The organism is Tannerella forsythia 92A2, from assembly GCF_000238215.1.
Classification (GTDB): Bacteria; Bacteroidota; Bacteroidia; order Bacteroidales; family Tannerellaceae; genus Tannerella; species Tannerella forsythia.
In genome coordinates, this window is record NC_016610.1 from 206,913 (window position 1) to 225,284 (window position 18,372).

Genomic DNA, 18,372 nt, shown 5'->3' on the forward strand with positions numbered 1-18,372 from the left:
AGCGTATCAAAAATCAGGCTTTGAACAACAGTTTCTCCTGGGCCAACTCTTGCACAATCGAATCAAGAATACCATTGATAAACGTTCCGCTCTTCGGCGTACTGTACGCCTTAGCCGCATCGATGTATTCGTTGAGGGTCACATTCACAGGGATATTCGGAAAATGCAGCAACTCGGCCAGGGCCATCTGCATAATATACAAGTCCATGTTCGCCACACGTTCAGACTCCCAGTTTCTCAGATGCCGGTCGATACGCTCGCGATATTCCTCGCCATACAGCAATGTTTTACGGAAGAGTTGAATGGCAAAATCCCGATCTTCCTCATCCTTAAACATCGGCAGCAACTCCTGCCTGCTCCCATGAGCTTCCTCGAAACGTTTGATGGTCTTTATCACAAACGTCTGAATAATCTCGATGTCATCGTTCCAGTAGATACTGATATCTTCGAGTGCATTTTCCAACTCCTCATTCCGGCAAATCAGTTTCCGGAATACGGCGCGCCAGAATTCACGATCGGTTTCATACGAATCGTCCTCACTGTCCTTGTATTCGGCATAAAGCTCGGAATTCAGAATCAGTTCCAGCACCCTTTTCACAAAGTCCGTCTCGTTAACCCATGAGACACCGTGCTCCTTAACGTATGCCTGCAACTTCTCATTGGCTTCGATCTGCCGTGCCAGACGATTATTGACCAGCCGCATGTTCGGATTTAGCTCATCAGAGGTAGGAAGATATTTATGCTTTCGCGTATCCAACTGCCGTTCGTGCAGACGGGTTACCTCGACGATCAGCAACAGGAAATAATAGTATAAATCATACGATCTGCGCAGACTCAAAAGAAGCTCATTTTCAGCCATTTTCAAATCATCACTCCCATTCTGATAGTAAGCAAACACGATTTGCAACACTTTGATGCGGATCAAAACCCTGTTTATCATTGTATGAAAGATCTTCTAAACCTATTTTTAGACCGCAAAGATATACATTCTTTCAATATCTGTTTTCTTTTTTACGACTATAATTAATGAAACAGGCGACAAAGATAATCAATCTCACGCGAGATTTCATCCGTTTCACTGCCGGCGCCCGGTTCAGACCGTCACCTCGCCGATGAGCGAGTATTGCATATAGTCACGCACCTCTTTCGGAGTGAGTCCCTGCCCGAAAAGAAACATCAGCTTGGTGACGGCGCTCTCCGTCGTACTGTCGTAACCGCTCAACACGCCACATTCGAGGAGCGTACGACCTGCCCCGTAACGGTGCATCTCCACACGTCCGCCCGCGCACTGCGTCACATTCACGATCGTAATGCCGCGTTCTACGGCTTCGCGCAACTGCTTGAGAAACCACTCGTCGGTCGGAGCATTGCCGCTTCCAAATGTTTCGAGTACGACGCCTCTCAGGTTCGGGATGTGCAGGACGGATCGAACGACATCTTCCGATATTCCCGGGAAAAGTTTCAGGACCACTACATGCTTATCCATCTCGTAATGCGGTTTGAGTGGTTTAACGAGCTGAGGGTGATAGATCAGGTTCGTCTCGTAGCGGATTGTCACGCCGGCGCGAGCGAGTGCCGGGTAATTGGAGGAATGGAAAGCATTGAAATCGTCGGCATCGATTTTTGTTGTACGATTGCCCCGCATCAACAAGTTCTCAAAAAAGATACAGACTTCGGGCACGACCGGCTTCCCGTTCACCTTCGCAGCAGCGATCTCTACAGCCGTGATTAAATTTTCCTTTCCATCGGTACGCAGCATATTGATGGGTAACTGCGAACCGGTCAGAATAACGGGTTTATTCAGGTTTTCGAGCATAAAACTCAGTGCTGACGCGGTGAATGCCATCGTATCCGTTCCGTGAAGAATCACGAAACCGTCGTATTTATCGTAGTTTTCGACAATCGTCCGCACCATCTTTGCCCACGATTCCGGTCCGATGTCTGACGAATCTAACGGCGGATCGAAAGGAATAAACGATACCGCATGTCCGAGCTTTTTGAGTTCCGGGATATTTTCGCGGATATGGCGGAAATCGAATGCTTCGAGCGAGCCGGTCTCAGAATTCTCTACCATGCCGATGGTTCCTCCCGTATAAATCAACAAAACAGATGCTTTATCAAGTTGTGTCATCATTCAAAAAATTAGATTGCAAAAGTAGAAAAAAACCGGACAAAACATGCTGTTGTTCTGAAATATGATTTATATTTGTCCCCAAACTGCGATTGATCGGCCGAAGCATTGCGGATGTCCGCCGAAAAAGCGCACCGAGGTTGAATAATTTAACTTTATATTACATGACTAATCATTTAGAATGCGTCACCGCACAAAAGAGCCAGTGGTACTGGTATTTACTTGTGATATTTATCTGTTTTATGGCAACGAACACCGTTGGAGCCATCCCTCTATTCATTATATTAATAACCCAATGGATACAAAACCCGAAGCCGCTCACCGACATAAACAGCTTTTCGCAAGAAAGTATGATGTCCGGTATCGACTCGAACCTGTATTTAGCTTCTATGGCGTTTTCGTTTGTCGTATTTCTGGCTGTTGCAATATGGATCATCAAAATGTTTCACGGACGGTCATGGACAGAGGTCATTAACGGCACGAAGCGTGTCCGCTGGTCGCGTTTCTTTGTCGGCCTCGCCGTATGGGGCGTTTTGCAGGTTGGGTCGTTTGCGATCAACTATATGACAGACCCCAATAATTTCGAGTTCCGCTTCGAGCCTGTACGGTTTATCTTTCTAACGATCATTACCTTGACGATGATCCCTATTCAGTCTTCGTGCGAAGAATTTGTATTCCGCGGGTATCTGGCGCAAGGCGTCGCTTCATGGACAGGCAGCCGCCTGTGGGCGCTCCTGATTCCCTCCGTACTGTTTGCACTCCTGCATTCGGCCAATCCTGAAGTAACCAAATACGGCTTCGGAGTGATGATGGCAAACTATTTTCTTATCGGACTGACATTCGGGCTGATTTCACTGCTCGACGATGGTATCGAACTGGCCATGGGTGCTCATTCAATCAATAATATTCTGGGATCCATGTTGATGACGTATGAAGGATCAGCACTCCGAACCGATGCACTGTTTAAAGCCAAGATCATCAACCCCGGCGAAGATTTGTTCATCGCCGTTATTTCCAGCATCGTGTTTATCGGCATCCTCGCATTCATCTACAAATGGAAATTCGGCATCCTGACACGCCGCGTCCCTCCTCCCCCTCCCTCTCCCGTCCTTTCGTAAAGCCCGATACGGATTACCGTCAAAAGTGAAAAACGAAGAGTGAAGAGTGAAAAGCCCTTCGAGAGTTTAATTGTTGAATTGGTTAGCTGACTGTTAATCCAAAGACTGAGATACTGTCCGCCCTGTTAACGTAAAATTCATTCGATTTTTCGTCCAAAACATTTCAGATTATTTCGAAGAAGAGACGGAATTAGCTTGCTTTTGATAGACCCGCACATAATCGATATAGAAATGGTGAGGAAATAACGCGTCATCAATTCCTTGCTGTCCTCCCCAATTCCCTCCGATGGCCAAATTCAGTATAAGGTGAAACTTTTTGTCGAAAGGCCACTCCGCAAATCCGGTATTTTCGTTCACAAAGGTAAAATAATATTTGTCATCCACATACAGCCGGTATTCTTTTTCTTCCCACTCAAGAGCATACACATGAAAAGCGGTCGAATTCGTTGGGATAAGAAGCGTCGCGCTTTTCTGTGTCCCCTTAGTATGATTATAACGTTGCGTATGCGCTGTACCCACAATATGATCCGGATCGTAACCTACGTTTTCCATGATATCGATTTCGCCACTGGCAGGCCATTTTCCGTACTCCGATTGAGTCGGGAGCATCCAGATAGCCGGCCACGTGCCTTTTCCTCGAGGCAACTTAGCACATATTTCAAAACGTCCGTAGAGCCAGTCTCCTTTTTCTTTCGTGATTAAACGAGCTGACGTATATCGTTTGTTCTCGATGGTTTCCATCCGGGCCGTAATCGTAAGGATACCATTCTTCACACACGCATTATCGGGGTCGGCCGCCGTATAGTATTGCGCTTCGTTGTTTCCCCAACCCCATGCATTACCTTGCGTATCGTAGCTCCATTTCGTCGTATCAGGCAGTCCTTCGTAGTCGAATTCTTCATCCCACACCAGATTCCATGTCCCGGTCGGAGTAATAATACACTGAAAATCTTCATTCGGTCGTTTTTCCTCTTTCTGTTTGTTACAAGCAAACAAGATGAGAAAGGTTATCGTAAACAGATATATTTTATAAGTCATCATCATAAATAAGCGTAAAAAGACGTGCCGGAAGCAGATCCGAAAAACGGAAATACGCTTTCCGACACGACCACACATCTAATCTATCTTCATTTTAAATACCATGGAACCTGATTAATTCCGTCATACCCTCCATACTGCTCATCGATTGCTTTGTGATAGTTTTCGGGGTTAGCCGTTTGTTCACTGGTCGGATACATCCATCGTTTGGGATAAGTCGTTTTATCATCGGGATTCATACAAGTCGACGCATCAAGCGGATAAACCGGATAGCCGGTACGTAAAAACTGCGGATAGTTTCCCCCGTTCCCCTGAAAGAAGTCGATCAGCCACCGTTGTATCCAAATTTGTTGGAGACGCTCTTGCTTCGATCCGGATACGGCATAAGCAGCAGCTCCTGTAAAGTAGTTTTTGATGTAATCTTTATCGATAGCCATCCCGTGTACATGTTCTTTCGTATGCGGAAGATTCATATAATACTCCAGCATGGCTCGAACCCCTTTCTCGTAATAATCTTTGGCATCGCCTTTCACCCATCCTTCTTCAATCGCTTCGGCAATGATAAAGCATTGCTCCGAATAAGTAAAGATCAGCATCGGCTCTCCGTCAAGGTACAACGGATAACGCTTATTTATTAGCGAATACATTCCAGCGCTATTGTTGACCGCCAATTTCTCGGCCGATAACTCGGTAGGCGCACCTTCGTACGCATCAAACTCCGACTCCTTCTTTCCTTCTTTGATCAGTTTCTCGGCCGGCTCGGCAAAGTAAAAGAGACGCCGATCGTTCAACTGCTTTAACGCGTCGACACACAACTTAGAGATAGCCGTATATGAACGATGTGTTTCACCATTCCAGAACGGATAGCCGGCATTGGGGTTATCGCTGTAAATAAGTCTGAGATTATCGTCATTACCCTGCATCAGATGACCGGCTTCGACAATTGAGGCGAAGCGTGTTTTCTGTTCGTCGGTAATCTTTCGGCTCAACGTCTGCAAAACTTTCAACTGCATCGCATTGGAGAGTCTTCTCCATTTCTCCGCATCGCCGTTAAACATCATATCGCCATCAAATTTCTCACCGCGGGCGAAAAACTCTTCCGCTTTCCGGAAATCTTCCAGCACTTGTTTAAAAACGTCTTCCTGCTTGTCGTATTTCGGTTTAGTAATCCCTTCATGCGCTTTCCCCGCTTCGGAGTAGGGGACATCTCCCATGTTTAAGGTAGCCGAAAACCCAAACGAAGCTTTTAGAAATAGCTCTAATCCGTTATATGACGGTTCCTGTTTCGTGCCTTTCGAATATTTCGACATCAAGCGCAGATCGGTCAGCCCCGCGTACGCTCCGAAGCTGCCGTAAGGATAGTAAGAGTAGAAATATTGTGCCGGATTCGGATTGGTGCGCAACAGCGCGATATGCTTATTCATAAGATTCGTACCCTGCTGAAAGTCGTCCGGAACAGGATTCCAGAAGCGATACGTATTTTTCAATATTTGCGTTGCGAGCATCTCCGGAGAAACCTTGTTCGGCTGATCCGGATTCTGGTTCATGTCTTCAAAGTTATCGCACGAAGCAATTATGCATGAAGCGATCATGATCACAACGATAGAAATCCGATTTTTCATTGTCATATTCATGTTTAAAAGGTTAGTTTTATGTTTGCTCCCAGGTATCGGACAGATGGATCGGCAAAATCTTCGTTTCCACCGTCCGGATCTGAATATTTAAAATCTTTAGCCCATAAGAATACATTCTGTCCGATGAAACTTATCGACGCATTTTTCACAGGTCCCCACTTCTCAAGGAATAATCGTGGCACATGATAAGTGAGGGAGACCTCTCGCAGCTTAATAAACGTCTTTGAATAGATATCGGCCGGGCTTGCAGAGCCTCCCCACGCGCTACTGGCGTGTAAATCCTGCATTGCCTGCTTATAAGTCGTATAAACATCGTTCGGGGCATACGTCCGCGTGTCACTTGTAATGTTCCCGTCCGTATCAAAAGTAACTTTACCGGATACGACTTTCACACCTTGTCCCAAATAGTTCAATGACCCCGGATTTTCTACATCTTTAGCTCTTTCGGGAGTGACAGATTGGGGATGTACTCCCATCTGCCACATATAACTTTCGGTTCGTGTGCCCATCAATCCTCCGACGACTCCATCGAACGAGAGGAACAGCGAAAAATCTTTATATCTCAACGTCGTATGAAAGCCCCATAGCCAATCCGGATCGGAATATCCCATAACGGATTGATATTTGCTTTTTTGAAGACGTCCGTTATGATAAATATAATCATTCGTTCCCGGAACTTTCATAAAATCATTGGCAACGTAAGCATCTACACGTTCTCCTTTTTTGATCCATGGTTTTTTAGTCGAATAGACTGAATCCAGCTGAGTATAAACACGCTTATAAGTAGACCAGTTGAATGCCATATCCCATTGCCATTCAGGTGTTTTTATGGGAGTAGCCGTTACGGAAACCTCCCATCCCCGACGTGAGATTCGTTCATCAAGATTAACAAATATATTCGTCATTCCGGAAGCCGGAGAGATACTTGCATTTTTCAAAAAGTCATACATATTCTTGTCGTAATAGGAAACATCGACCGACAATCTGTTTTTAAGGAAGATACCTTGCACCCCGACTTCATACGTTTGCGACGCATTGGGACGGACAGAGGCCGGATAAATGGTATGAGGTGCCGAAGCTCCATTCATGTTATTCCAGGTACCCGTGGTTACGGAAAATCCCTGATTGATGGCGTAAATAGCGGCCGGAGTTTTGGATTGAGTCCAAGAGCTTCTGATTTTTAATAAATCCAACCATGTTCGGGCAGATTCGGGCAATAATTCGGAGACTACGAAACTTCCCGATACCGAAGGATAGAAATAAGACATATCGGACTTCGGTACGTGAGGACCGGCCAATGTGGAACTCCAGTCGTTTCGTCCGGTTACTTCGGCATAGATCATCTTATTCCAGGCCAGTGCAAGCCGGCCAAAGAGAGAGTTTACCTGTTGTTCGTGCATGCTTTCTCCTATTTTGGGTGGCTTTACCGATGCTTTGAGCGAGAAAAAGCCCGGAGCGAAAATCCCTCCATCCGTTTGAGCATTGATGTTATCGTCTCTTCTGTAGAATATCGTTCCGCCGGCCAGATAATCGACTTCAAGTCGGTCGAAAACCGTTCGATTTCCCGTAAGCAGAAAATCATTGTTCATACTGAATCCCTGTGTTCGTCCGGTCAGATAAGCTCCCGTTTTCGTTCCGTTCCATGTATAAGGATTTCCCGGAATACCGGTATCGCCTGTCGATACGAACGACCCTCGTGATACTCGAAGTTTTCCGCGGTCGATATAAAAATCCAGTCCCGATCTTACGGTAGCCTTGAGCCATTCCGCGATTTGATAGCTCGCGGACAAATCGGCGTTGAATATATCTCTGGAGACCTCGTTTGTTTTTTCATAACTGTCGAAATACGGATTATTAACCTGACTTCTGTACGTATAATTCTGTATTTCTCCTTCTTTTAGCCAGTAATTATTTTTATAATCCAGAATATTAAAATCGGCCGAAGAGTTGATGAGTAGAGAATACATCGGGTCATATCCTTTATACGAATTAAAGCCCATATTAGGCGACTCTCTTTTCGCATACGACATGTTGGAGGATAATTGAAATTTCCCGAGCTGAATATCGCCTCCTAATGTATAAGAATACTTATTCAGCCGGGAATTAGGATACAGTCCTTTATTTTGAGTCCAGTTAACAGAGCTTCGCAAAGCGATTTCTTTTCCTTTAAAAGAGACGTTTACGTTATTATTGGTTATGTATCCTTTTTCAAGAAAATTCTTGAAGTTATTTTTTCCGACGGGGAGATATTCATAATCGCGATATTCTTTCAGGAACGGGTCCCATTGATTCTTGATCGATCCGTCCATAAACGTGCCCCATGATTCGGTCGAATTTTTATCGTATGCATTATCTTTTCCACGTCCGTATACGCTTTGTTTTTCGGGAACAGCCAAATAACCCGACGAAAATAACGTATTAGTCGTGAAATCGACTGTTACACCGATCTTCCCCGAACTTCCGTTCTTGGTTGTAATCAAAATAGCTCCGTTCGAACCTCTGAAACCATAAAGAGCCGAAGCCGTAGCTCCTTTAAGCACGTTAATGGATTCGATATCTTCGGACGAAATATCGCGTAACGTCTTATTGGCATACGCCACTCCGTCGATGACTAAGAGAGGTTCCTCGCCACGAATCGTGATGGATTGAACAACGTTGAAATCAGTCGGATTTCGTACTAAAAGTCCCGCGATTTTTCCGGTAAGCGAGGTGCTGACATCTACTCCCGATACTTTTTGCAAGCTTTCACCATCGATCTTTTGTACAGCATATCCCAAGGCTTTTTCTTCCCGTTTAATGCCTAAGGCTGTTACAACCACTTCACCCAATGCCTTTGTATCTTCTTCCAGAACAACCTCGAATGAGGTCTTTCCTGTCGTACGAAGTATCACATCACGGTATCCAAGGTACGATATTTTCAAAATAGCTCCCTGATTTACTTCCAAAGTAAACGCACCGTCCGCGTTACTGATCGTTCCGTTGCCGGATGCGCCCTCTTCTATAATATTGGCTCCGACAATAGGTTCGTTTTGCGTGTCAGTAATACGTCCACGTACAACTACTTTACTTTTTTGATTTTTAATTCCTTTTTCAATCAGAGCGATAATCAGATTATTCTTCTCGTAGGTAACATTTGTACCGGCAAGTAATTCACGCATTACGGCATCGATGCTCGCATCTGTAACTCGTAAGGAACATTTGTGATTCAATACGGTTAATGATTCGCTGTAAAAAAAACGATAATCACTGACTTTTTCTATTTCGCCAAGCGCTTGTCGCAAAGGTACATTTTGTATGTTTACAGTAATTTGCGAATAGACCGGCAAAACCAAAAACAACGGTACAAGAAAAACAAAGAGTCTTTTCAAACTCCATGTTTCGTTTTTCTTTTGTAATAGATTCTCATTCATAGACAAAAAGTTAAATTAATATGATACAAACTGCCTCAAACGTATAAACTTTGTAAAAACATGTATATAGAATACAGTTTGCTCAAAATTTTACGCTATCGGATTGTTGTATTTAATATTCTTTAACTATCCGCCTTTATGATAGAGGATAATAACAGTATCTTTTACGTCATACCGCATTGGCGAGGTTAGCGATAATATATCAAGCGCGCTCTTAATTCCGTTACTTCCGAGTGTTCCTGTAAAACGCATCGGACGAAGTTCTTCCGAAGCTACCCGGATATTTACATTATAAATCCTCGATAACGTCGCAGCTATGTCATAATACGTCTGATTATGAAAATAAAGGCTTCCTTTTTTCCATTCGACAAAATGGGAAGCCTGCACCCGGTCCGTAATAAATTGTTGTGTTTTTTTATCGAAAAGGATACGCTGATTTACTTGCAGCATTTTTTCCTGTCCCGAAGCCACTACTCTTATTTTTCCTTCGAGCAGAATGGCCGAAGCCTCTTGATCCGCCTCATACGAGCGCACATTAAACGATGTCCCTAAGGCTTGAATATCTATAGAGGGTGTTTTTACCGTAAAAGGACAGTCGGCATCGGGTTTGACCTCAAAATATCCTTCGCCTTCCAAATAAACGACCCGTTCATTGCGGTTAAACCGATCATCGTACCGGAGAGTAGAAGCGGAGTTGATCCAAACTTTACTTCCATCGGGAAGTATCACTTCCGCTTTCTCGCCTTTTTGCGTTGTAAAAACGGTAGGAGCCGCGTGCCGACCGTCTTCCGACATGAAATAATAAACTGTTATTCCGGAAATCAAAGGCAGTAAAAGAATAGCCGCCCATTGTAATATTTTTTTGCGGTAGGACAGAAGAAAAGAATGTTTTGTTTTTTGCTCGATATCCTGTATAATCGCATGGAATACTTTCTGTTGCAAATGAGGGTGAATAGCATGTTCGGTTTCGGTAAGCCGGTCTTCAAAATAATGTTGTATATCTTTATTGATATACATAATAGCCTGTAATTCCTCAATTTCTTCTTCCGATATCTCGTTACGAAGAAACTTTTCAAAAATATCTATATAATGTTGATCGATCATTTTTCGTTTTCTCTTTTTATTATAGTACAGTTTAAAAACCATATTCCGCTAAGAGACCCTCTTCTTCTTATAAAAAAGACAACATCCAGAAAAAGAAGAACAGTTTATCATAATCTTTTTCGCATTGTTTTCGTACGAATTTAGTAGCTAACGTAAGTTGAGTCTCTACCGTACTGACCGAGATCTGCATCATCTCAGCAATCTGTTTTGTCGATAAATCTTTTAACCGGCTTAAAATAAAAATCTTTTTTCGCGCCGGAGGCAATTTATCCGCTACTTGATGTAAATACTCTTCAAACCATTTTCGATCGATTTCTTTTTCCATATCACTGTCGCAGAAAGATTTTTCACGAGCTAAATTTTCCTGATAAAGAAATTCGATCGTTTGCCGTTGATATCGATTAAAAAGCATATTCTTCGCGATAGAAGACAAATAGAAAAGAATTGATTTTTGCGGATTTACTTGCGGATGTATTTCCCATAGCTTAACAAATGTGGCTTGAAGAATCTCTTCCGCCATATATTGATTACCATGCGAAAGCGTGATAATAAAATGATACAGTTTTCCCGCATATTGTTTATAAATGACTTCAAAGGCTTCCTTCGAACCATTTTTCAGGGCCTCAAGGATGTCGGTATCGTTAACCATTAAATTTATAATAGAATATCCCCAATAATAATATGACAACTGTTTTTCACTCGTTGGGTTTTGCGCAATTTTGCCCCCCAACCGATTTCCGGACAGTTTGCCATCGTTTTTTTTCTAAATCTGCATATCTAACAAATAATCAACTGTTTTTAATCCCAAAAATAATACATTACGGTCAAGAAAAATCACCCATGGATAACTTTTAAATATATTTAACCCTTTTGGGATCGTATCCTATCTACAGAAAAAGTGATTGTGCTTTATCCGCAAAAGAGTTTGATCGGTGCATCATGCAAATAATCGAGTCATTGGTATTCTTTTCAATCATCTGCTGTGTAAAGAATATAAAAAAAGCCATTCTCGACTAGTTTTTTCCCCAGTCTGTCAAGAAAAAAAAGCAATGTATCGATATGATCGCTCCCATGATTGGGAGGAACAAAAAAATTGTACCTTTGCGCAGGTAAAGAATATTCGGATGACTCCTTTTCTACAACAGATCGCAACATTGTTTTACGAGACGTACGGCACCGACGTACAGCAGATGGCTTTCGTGTTTCCCAACCGTCGCGCCGGACTGTTTTTCCGCAAATACCTCTCGCAAGCAGCCGGTCGACCGATTTTTTCACCCACCATACGAACCATCAGCGAACTGTTCGCACAATTGAGCGACAAGCAACCGGCCGACCGGTTGCAAATGCTCTTCCTCCTTTATCATATCTACATCCGCCACAGCGGTGCGAAGGAGACGTTCGACGATTTCGTGTTCTGGGGTGAGATGCTACTCAACGATTTCGACGATGTGGACAAATATATGGCCGACGCACGCCAGTTGTTTACGAACGTGACCGACTTGCATGAAGTAGAGAAAGATTGGAGCTACCTGCAAACGCATCAGATCGAGGCTATCCGCGCGTTCTGGTCGTCGTTCCGTCCCGGCGAAGAGGGGGCGAGTCGCCGCTACTTCCTAAGCGTCTGGCAGATGCTCTATGCCGTCTACTGCGAGCTGCGCGACACGCTGGCCGCGCAAGGCAAAGGGTACGAAGGGATGATCAGCCGTGAGGTCGTCGAACGTATCGAGCGTGAAGGCGACTGCCGGCTGCCTTACTCGAAGGTGATTTTCGTTGGGTTAAGCGCCCTCTCGAAAACGGAACACACCCTGCTGCAACTCCTGAAGCAACAAGAGATTGCCGACTTTTACTGGGATACCGGTACGGGCGACAAGGTTCTGGACCCGGACAACCGGGCGTCGTACTTCGTACGCGAATACGTGAAGCAGTTCCCCTCGTCGCTGAGGCTTCCTCCGGAGCCGCCGCACACGCCCGACATTACGCTGATCGGCATCCCTTCACGCATCGGGCAGGCCAAACAGGTGCATGCCCTGCTCGAAGAAGCACTGGGCGGACGCGACGAGATGAGCGCCGACGAAGCCTTACGCACGGCCGTGGTACTGCCCGACGAACAACTGCTCATCCCCGTGCTTCATTCCGTGCCCGAAGCCATTCGGCACATCAACGTCACGCTGGGCTATCCGCTTTCCGGCACGCCCGTAGCCTCCTTGATGGAAGCCGTGCTCGCATTGCGAAAAAACATGCGCGTTATCGACGGAAAGCCCTGCTTTTATCATCGCGAAGTCTTGCCCGTGCTTAATCACCGGTATATTCAGGCTACGTCGCCCGCCGAGATCGTCGCCATCGTCAGGCAGATTACCGACAACAACCGCATCTACATCGCCGCAGCCGACCTGCAACAGACGCCTCTGCTCACGCTGATCTTCGACCCCGCGCCAACGACCGCCGACGTCTCATCCTACCTCATCGCCGTGCTTCAAGAGCTGAACCGCATACTCTCCGCCCAACGCATCGAGCGAGATGCCGACGACGAAGATGAACCCACCGGCATGGACGAGCTGGAGCAGGAATTCGTTTACCATTATTTCACGACGGTCAACCGGATGAGAGACCTTATCGGAGCGTCGCGCATCGAAATGTCGGTCGATACGTACACGCGACTGCTCGAACGGCTCACCGAAACGATCACGATCCCTTTCCACGGCGAACCGTTGTCGGGACTTCAGGTCATGGGAGTGCTCGAAACGCGCGTGCTTGATTTTGGAAGGCTGATCGTGCTCTCCGTGAACGAAGGCTTTTTCCCCGCCCGCAAAGCCGCCGCCTCCTTCATCCCCTATAACCTGAGGCGCGGCTTCGGACTGCCCACCTACGAACATCAGGACAGCATCTGGGCTTATCATTTCTACCGGATGATCGCGCGCGCCAAACATGTCACGCTGCTCTATGACACGCGTACCGACGGATTAAACACGGGTGAAGTAAGCCGCTATGTGCATCAGCTGCGTTACCATTACGAAACGCCGCTGCGTGAAAAGTTAGTCGTTTACAACATCGCCTCCTCAAGGCCCCCGGCCTTGCAAGTGGTCAAAACCGAAGAGACCCTCCGCCACCTCGACGACTTTTTGCAAAGCGGCACGCGGGCGCTCTCGGCCAGCACCATCAACATGTACTTAGACTGCCCGTTGAAATTCTACTTCTCTTCGGTCGAAAAACTCAAGGAGGAAGAAGAAGTAGTGGAGAACGTCGATAATCGTGTGTTCGGAAATATCCTGCATCAAGTTATGGAAGAATCGTACCGTCCCTACTGCGGAGCGCAAGTAACGGCCGATCTGTTGCGACTCGCGGCCGACGAAAAGGGACTCACCGAAAAAATCCGGCGCGCATTCGCCGAACTCTTTTTCCATACTGCCGAGCCGCACCCCCTGAACGGACAGAGTTACCTGACCGGCGAGATGATCCGAAAATATGTACGTAAAATCTTTGAACGCGACCGCCGTCTCACCCCCTTTCGTTACGTAGCCTCGGAGATGGAAATTCGCCATCCGTTCACTCTTACCGACGGACGAACGGTGAACCTCAAAGGCTTTATCGACCGTCTCGACGAAGTGCGCGGCGCCATCCGCGTAGTGGACTACAAGACCGGCACGAAGAAAGACATGCGCTTCAAAACCGTAGAGAACCTCTTTGATCGCACCGACGAGAAACGTCAATCCGCCATCATGCAGGTCTTCACCTATGCATGGATGTACGGCGATCGAAGCAACGGCATGCCCATACAACCCTCGATCTACTACGTACGCCACCTCTTTGCCCACGAATTCGACCCGTCCGTCTACCGAGGCAAAGAAAAAGAGCCGATCACCGACTTTGCCGTCCTCCGCGATGAGTTCGAAGACAACCTACGCCATTGCCTTGACGAGGTGTTCGATCCCTCCGTTCCCTTCGGACAAACAATCCACACCAAAAAATGTTCTTATTGCCCTTTTACCGACATCTGCGGAAGATAAATCGTTCATGATCAACCACTCTTTTTTACCTTGTGTTAATTCCTCTCACAGATGGCTTGTTCCTTGATTTTATTTCTATCTTTGCCCCAACGTATTTATTAATTAACAACATAATTAAAAGAGCTATGAGAAAGCACAATTTTTATGCTGGGCCCTCGATTTTGAGCGAGTACACGATTAAGAACACGGCTGACGCCGTATTGAATTTTGCAGGCACGGGATTGTCACTGTTGGAAGTATCCCATCGCGGGAAAGAATTTGTGGCCGTCAACGATGAAGCACGCGCATTAGTTAAAGAGCTGCTTCATGTGCCGGAGACACACGAAGTCGTCTTCCTCGGCGGTGGCGCGAGCCTCCAATTCTGCATGGTACCCTACAACCTGTTGAAGAAAAAAGCCTCCTACCTCGACACCGGTACATGGGCATCGAAAGCCATCAAAGAAGCGAAGTTCTTCGGCGAAGTAGACCTTGTAGCCTCGTCGAAAGACAAAAACTACACGTACATCCCCAAGAACTACACTCTTGCACCGGATACGGAGTATTTCCACATCACGACGAACAACACCATCTACGGAACAGAGATTCATGACATCCCACAGGTGAACGTACCTCTCGTGGCCGACATGTCGTCCGACATTTTCTCCCGTCCGGTCGATGTTTCCAAATATGACGTCATCTATGCCGGAGCACAGAAAAACCTCGCACCCGCCGGCGTGACGATCATCATCGTTCGCAAAGACGCACTCGGAAAAGTGGAACGTCCCATCCCGACCATGCTGAACTACCAGACGCATATCGATAAAGATTCGATGTTCAACACTCCGCCCGTATTGCCGATCTTCGCCGCACTGCAAACGCTGAAATGGTATAAGGAACAAGGAGGCGTCAAGGTGTTACAGAAGAAGAATCAGGAAAAAGCGGCCGTGCTGTACGACGAAATCGACCGCAACAAACTCTTCCGCGGTACGGCAGTGCCCGAAGACCGTTCGTTGATGAATGTCTGCTTCGTCATGAACGACGAATACAAAGAACTTGAAAGCTCGTTCGCCGAATTTGCCGCTGCTGCCGGAATGGTCGGTATCAAGGGACATCGTTCGGTAGGCGGCTTCCGCGCATCGCTCTACAACGCTATGCCCCTCGAGAGCGTAAAAGCATTAGTCGAAACAATGAAGGAATTTGAGAAAAAGAAAGGCTAATGGTCAATTGTTAATGGTCAATTGTCAATGAAGAAAGGCAATGTGCTGGAGAGTAAAAGCTTCGCTTTTTCGATTCGTATCGTGAAATTATACACCTATTTATGTGATGAGAAAAAGGAGTTTTGTATGTCGAAACAATTGTTACGCTCCGGGACATCGATCGGAGCCAACATTGCCGAAAGCACACAGGCCGAGTCTGATTTGGATTTTATCCATAAATTGGCAATTGCACAAAAAGAATGTTCGGAGTCTATGTATTGGCTTCGTTTACTCGAAGCAACCGATTATCTGAATTCGCGTGAATCGGGATCTTTACTGGCAGATTGTACTGAGCTGATTAAACTCTTGACAAGCATTATCAAAACAAAGAAAAAACAGATTGTTGAAAAGAATAACCATTAACAATTAACAACTGACAATTAATTATCATGAAAGTCTTAATTGCAACAGAAAAACCGTTTGCCGCTGTGGCAGTGAAAGGAATCCGTGACGCTGTAGAACAAGCCGGAATGGAATGTGTGCTGTTGGAAAAATATACCGATAAAGCCCAACTGCTCGATGCCGTGAAAGATGCGGACGCGCTTATCGTCCGCAGCGATAAGGTCGACAGCGAAGTGCTGGATGCGGCCAAGCAACTGAAAATTGTCGTGCGCGCCGGCGCAGGCTATGACAACGTAGACCTCGAGGCCGCGACAGCGCACAACGTATGCGTGATGAATACGCCGGGGCAAAACTCGAACGCCGTGGCCGAGCTGGCATTAGGCTTGATGGTGTACGGCGTACGCGGCCTGTTCAACGGTTCTTCCGGCACCGAACTGTTAGGTAAGAAACTCGGAATCCATGCGTATGGAAACATCGGACGCCTCGTCGCACGCATCGCCAAAGGGTTCGGGATGGAGGTCTACGCCTACCATCACTCACGCCCCGCCAGCATCATCGAGGCTGACGGTGTGAAAGCCGTTTCATCGGCCGAAGAATTGTACAAAACGTGCCAGTTCATCTCCTTGCATGTTCCGTCCAGACCCGAAACGAAAAACCTGATCGGTTACGATCTGCTTTCCGGCATGCCCAAGGGAGCCATGCTCATCAACACGGCACGCAAGGAAGTGGTTAACGAGGCCGATCTGGTCAAGGTGATGGAAGAACGCCCCGACTTCAAGTACCTCACGGACATCATGCCGGGCAATCATGCCGAACTGACCGAGAAGTTTGCCGGACGCTACTTCAGTACTCCCAAGAAAATGGGTGCACAAACGGCCGAAGCCAACATCAACGCCGGCATCGCCGCAGCCAACCAGATTGTGGACTTCCTGAAGAACGGTAATCGAACATTTCAGGTAAACAAGTAATGAACCGGAAAGACCTCCCGCAGATCATGCACACAATCGTTATTATCGTGTTTGCGATTACGATTTCGGGAGGTCTTTTAATATGAATCCAACATGAAAATCAAACCTTTCAAAGGCATACGTCCGCCGAAGGACGTAGTGGAACAGGTACAGTCCCGCCCGTACGACGTATTGAATTCCGAAGAAGCGCGTGCTGAAGCGCAGGGTAACGAAAAGTCGCTCTATCGCATCATCAAACCCGAGATAGACTTCCCTGTCGGCACCGACGAGCATGACCCGAAAGTCTATGAGAAAGCGGCGGAGAACTTCAAAATGTTTCAAGACAAAGGGTGGCTGGTACAAGACGACAAAGAACAGTACTACATCTACGCCCAGACGATGGATGGAAAGACTCAGTATGGGTTAGTGGTTTGCGCTTATGTCGAAGACTATATGACCGGCAAAATCAAGAAGCACGAACTCACGCGCCGCGACAAGGAAGAGGACCGCATGAAACACGTGCGGGTGAACAACGCCAATATCGAGCCCGTATTCTTCGCTTATCCCGAAAACGGAGAGATCGACGCACTTGTTGCCCAATATACGGCCGGGCAGCCCGAATATGATTTTACGGCCGCGTTAGACGGTTTTCGTCATACGTTCTGGGTGATTAACGATGAGGCCGATATCCGGCGCATCACCGAACTGTTTGCAGCCATGCCGGCCATGTATATTGCCGACGGGCATCACCGTTCGGCCGCGGCCGCGCTCGTCGGCGCCGAGAAAGCGCAGCAAAACCCGAACCATCGCGGCGATGAGGAATATAACTACTTCATGGCTGTTTGTTTTCCGGCCAACCAATTGACGATTATCGATTACAACCGCGTCGTGAAAGACCTGAACGGACTGTCGGACGAGGCTTTTCTGGACAGACTCTCCAAACACTTTACCGTCGAAAAGAAAGGTCCGGAGATTTTCAAACCGACACGTCTGCACGAGTTCTCGCTCTACCTCAGCGGAAACTGGTATTCGCTCACGGCCAAACCGGGAACGTATGACGACAATGACCCGATCGGCGTGCTCGACGTAACGATCTCATCGAACCTAATTCTCGACGAAATTCTTGGAATCAAAGATTTGCGTAGTGATAAACGGATCGACTTCGTCGGCGGTATCCGTGGATTAGGCGAGTTGAAAAAACGGGTCGACAGCGGCGAAATGAAAGTGGCGCTTGCGCTCTACCCCGTCTCGATGAAGCAATTGATCGACATCGCCGATACAGGCAATATCATGCCGCCCAAAACGACATGGTTCGAACCGAAACTGCGTTCGGGACTGGTAATCCATAAACTGACTTAAAAAAAACGACGGAGCGCGGAGGATCAAGAGATACCTCGCGCTTCGTTTTT

The 18,372-nt window shown here is 46.7% G+C and carries 13 protein-coding genes and 1 pseudogene; 6 read left to right on the forward strand and 8 right to left on the reverse strand.

Annotated features, from left to right (window positions below):
• Positions 1-13 precede the first annotated feature (13 nt).
• Both nusB and BFO_RS00840 read right to left on the reverse strand, forming a co-directional pair.
• Complete coding sequence (gene nusB, locus BFO_RS00835; protein ID WP_041590520.1) at positions 14-940, reverse strand: transcription antitermination factor NusB; 927 nt, start codon at positions 938-940, stop codon at positions 14-16.
• A gap of 153 nt (positions 941-1,093) precedes the next feature.
• Positions 1,094-2,134, reverse strand: a complete 1,041-nt coding sequence (locus BFO_RS00840) for an asparaginase (RefSeq protein WP_014223655.1) — start codon at positions 2,132-2,134, stop codon at positions 1,094-1,096.
• 161 nt (positions 2,135-2,295) lie between these two features.
• On the opposite strand from BFO_RS00840, the gene BFO_RS00845 reads away from it, so the two are divergent.
• Positions 2,296-3,249 carry a CPBP family intramembrane glutamic endopeptidase gene (locus BFO_RS00845; RefSeq protein WP_080561753.1) on the forward strand — a complete coding sequence of 318 codons (954 nt, stop codon included), beginning with the start codon at positions 2,296-2,298 and terminating at the stop codon, positions 3,247-3,249.
• 168 nt (positions 3,250-3,417) lie between these two features.
• Here the strand turns inward: BFO_RS00845 and BFO_RS00850 are convergent, their stop codons facing one another.
• From BFO_RS00850 to BFO_RS00870, 6 genes and pseudogenes are all read right to left on the reverse strand, one after another.
• A complete protein-coding gene (locus tag BFO_RS00850) occupies positions 3,418-4,293 on the reverse strand; it encodes a glycoside hydrolase family 16 protein (RefSeq protein ID WP_014223657.1) in 876 nt (291 codons plus the stop codon).
• 83 nt (positions 4,294-4,376) lie between these two features.
• Positions 4,377-5,909, reverse strand: a complete 1,533-nt coding sequence (locus BFO_RS00855) for a SusD/RagB family nutrient-binding outer membrane lipoprotein (protein ID WP_157755261.1) — start codon at positions 5,907-5,909, stop codon at positions 4,377-4,379.
• Between the two features lie 14 nt (positions 5,910-5,923).
• Entirely contained in the window at positions 5,924-9,079 is a 3,156-nt protein-coding gene (locus tag BFO_RS00860) for a SusC/RagA family TonB-linked outer membrane protein (protein ID WP_244262933.1), read from the reverse strand.
• 12 nt (positions 9,080-9,091) lie between these two features.
• Positions 9,092-9,331, reverse strand: a pseudogene (locus BFO_RS16515) (hypothetical protein); the annotation flags it as partial.
• A gap of 126 nt (positions 9,332-9,457) precedes the next feature.
• Positions 9,458-10,435 carry a FecR family protein gene (locus tag BFO_RS00865; protein WP_041591008.1) on the reverse strand — a complete coding sequence of 326 codons (978 nt, stop codon included), beginning with the start codon at positions 10,433-10,435 and terminating at the stop codon, positions 9,458-9,460.
• Between the two features lie 67 nt (positions 10,436-10,502).
• The gene (locus BFO_RS00870; RefSeq protein ID WP_041590522.1) at positions 10,503-11,084 is read right to left on the reverse strand and encodes an RNA polymerase sigma-70 factor; all 582 of its coding nucleotides are present in this window, start codon (positions 11,082-11,084) and stop codon (positions 10,503-10,505) included.
• Positions 11,085-11,559: 475 nt separating this feature from the next.
• On the opposite strand from BFO_RS00870, the gene BFO_RS00875 reads away from it, so the two are divergent.
• The 5 genes from BFO_RS00875 to BFO_RS00895 all read left to right on the forward strand — a co-directional run bounded on the left by BFO_RS00875 (position 11,560) and on the right by BFO_RS00895 (position 18,322).
• Entirely contained in the window at positions 11,560-14,439 is a 2,880-nt protein-coding gene (locus BFO_RS00875) for a PD-(D/E)XK nuclease family protein (protein ID WP_041591009.1), read from the forward strand.
• A gap of 125 nt (positions 14,440-14,564) precedes the next feature.
• Positions 14,565-15,635, forward strand: coding sequence for a 3-phosphoserine/phosphohydroxythreonine transaminase (serC, locus tag BFO_RS00880; RefSeq protein ID WP_041590523.1), 1,071 nt, complete (start codon positions 14,565-14,567; stop codon positions 15,633-15,635).
• A gap of 27 nt (positions 15,636-15,662) precedes the next feature.
• Positions 15,663-16,037 (forward strand): four helix bundle protein, encoded by a 375-nt coding sequence (locus BFO_RS00885; RefSeq protein WP_014223665.1) that lies wholly within the window; start codon positions 15,663-15,665, stop codon positions 16,035-16,037.
• Positions 16,038-16,063: 26 nt separating this feature from the next.
• A complete protein-coding gene (locus BFO_RS00890; RefSeq protein WP_014223666.1) occupies positions 16,064-16,984 on the forward strand; it encodes a 3-phosphoglycerate dehydrogenase in 921 nt (306 codons plus the stop codon).
• A 93-nt stretch (positions 16,985-17,077) separates the two neighbouring features.
• Positions 17,078-18,322: a DUF1015 domain-containing protein gene (locus BFO_RS00895; RefSeq protein ID WP_014223667.1), complete on the forward strand. Its 1,245-nt coding sequence runs from the start codon at positions 17,078-17,080 to the stop codon at positions 18,320-18,322.
• Positions 18,323-18,372 lie beyond the last annotated feature (50 nt).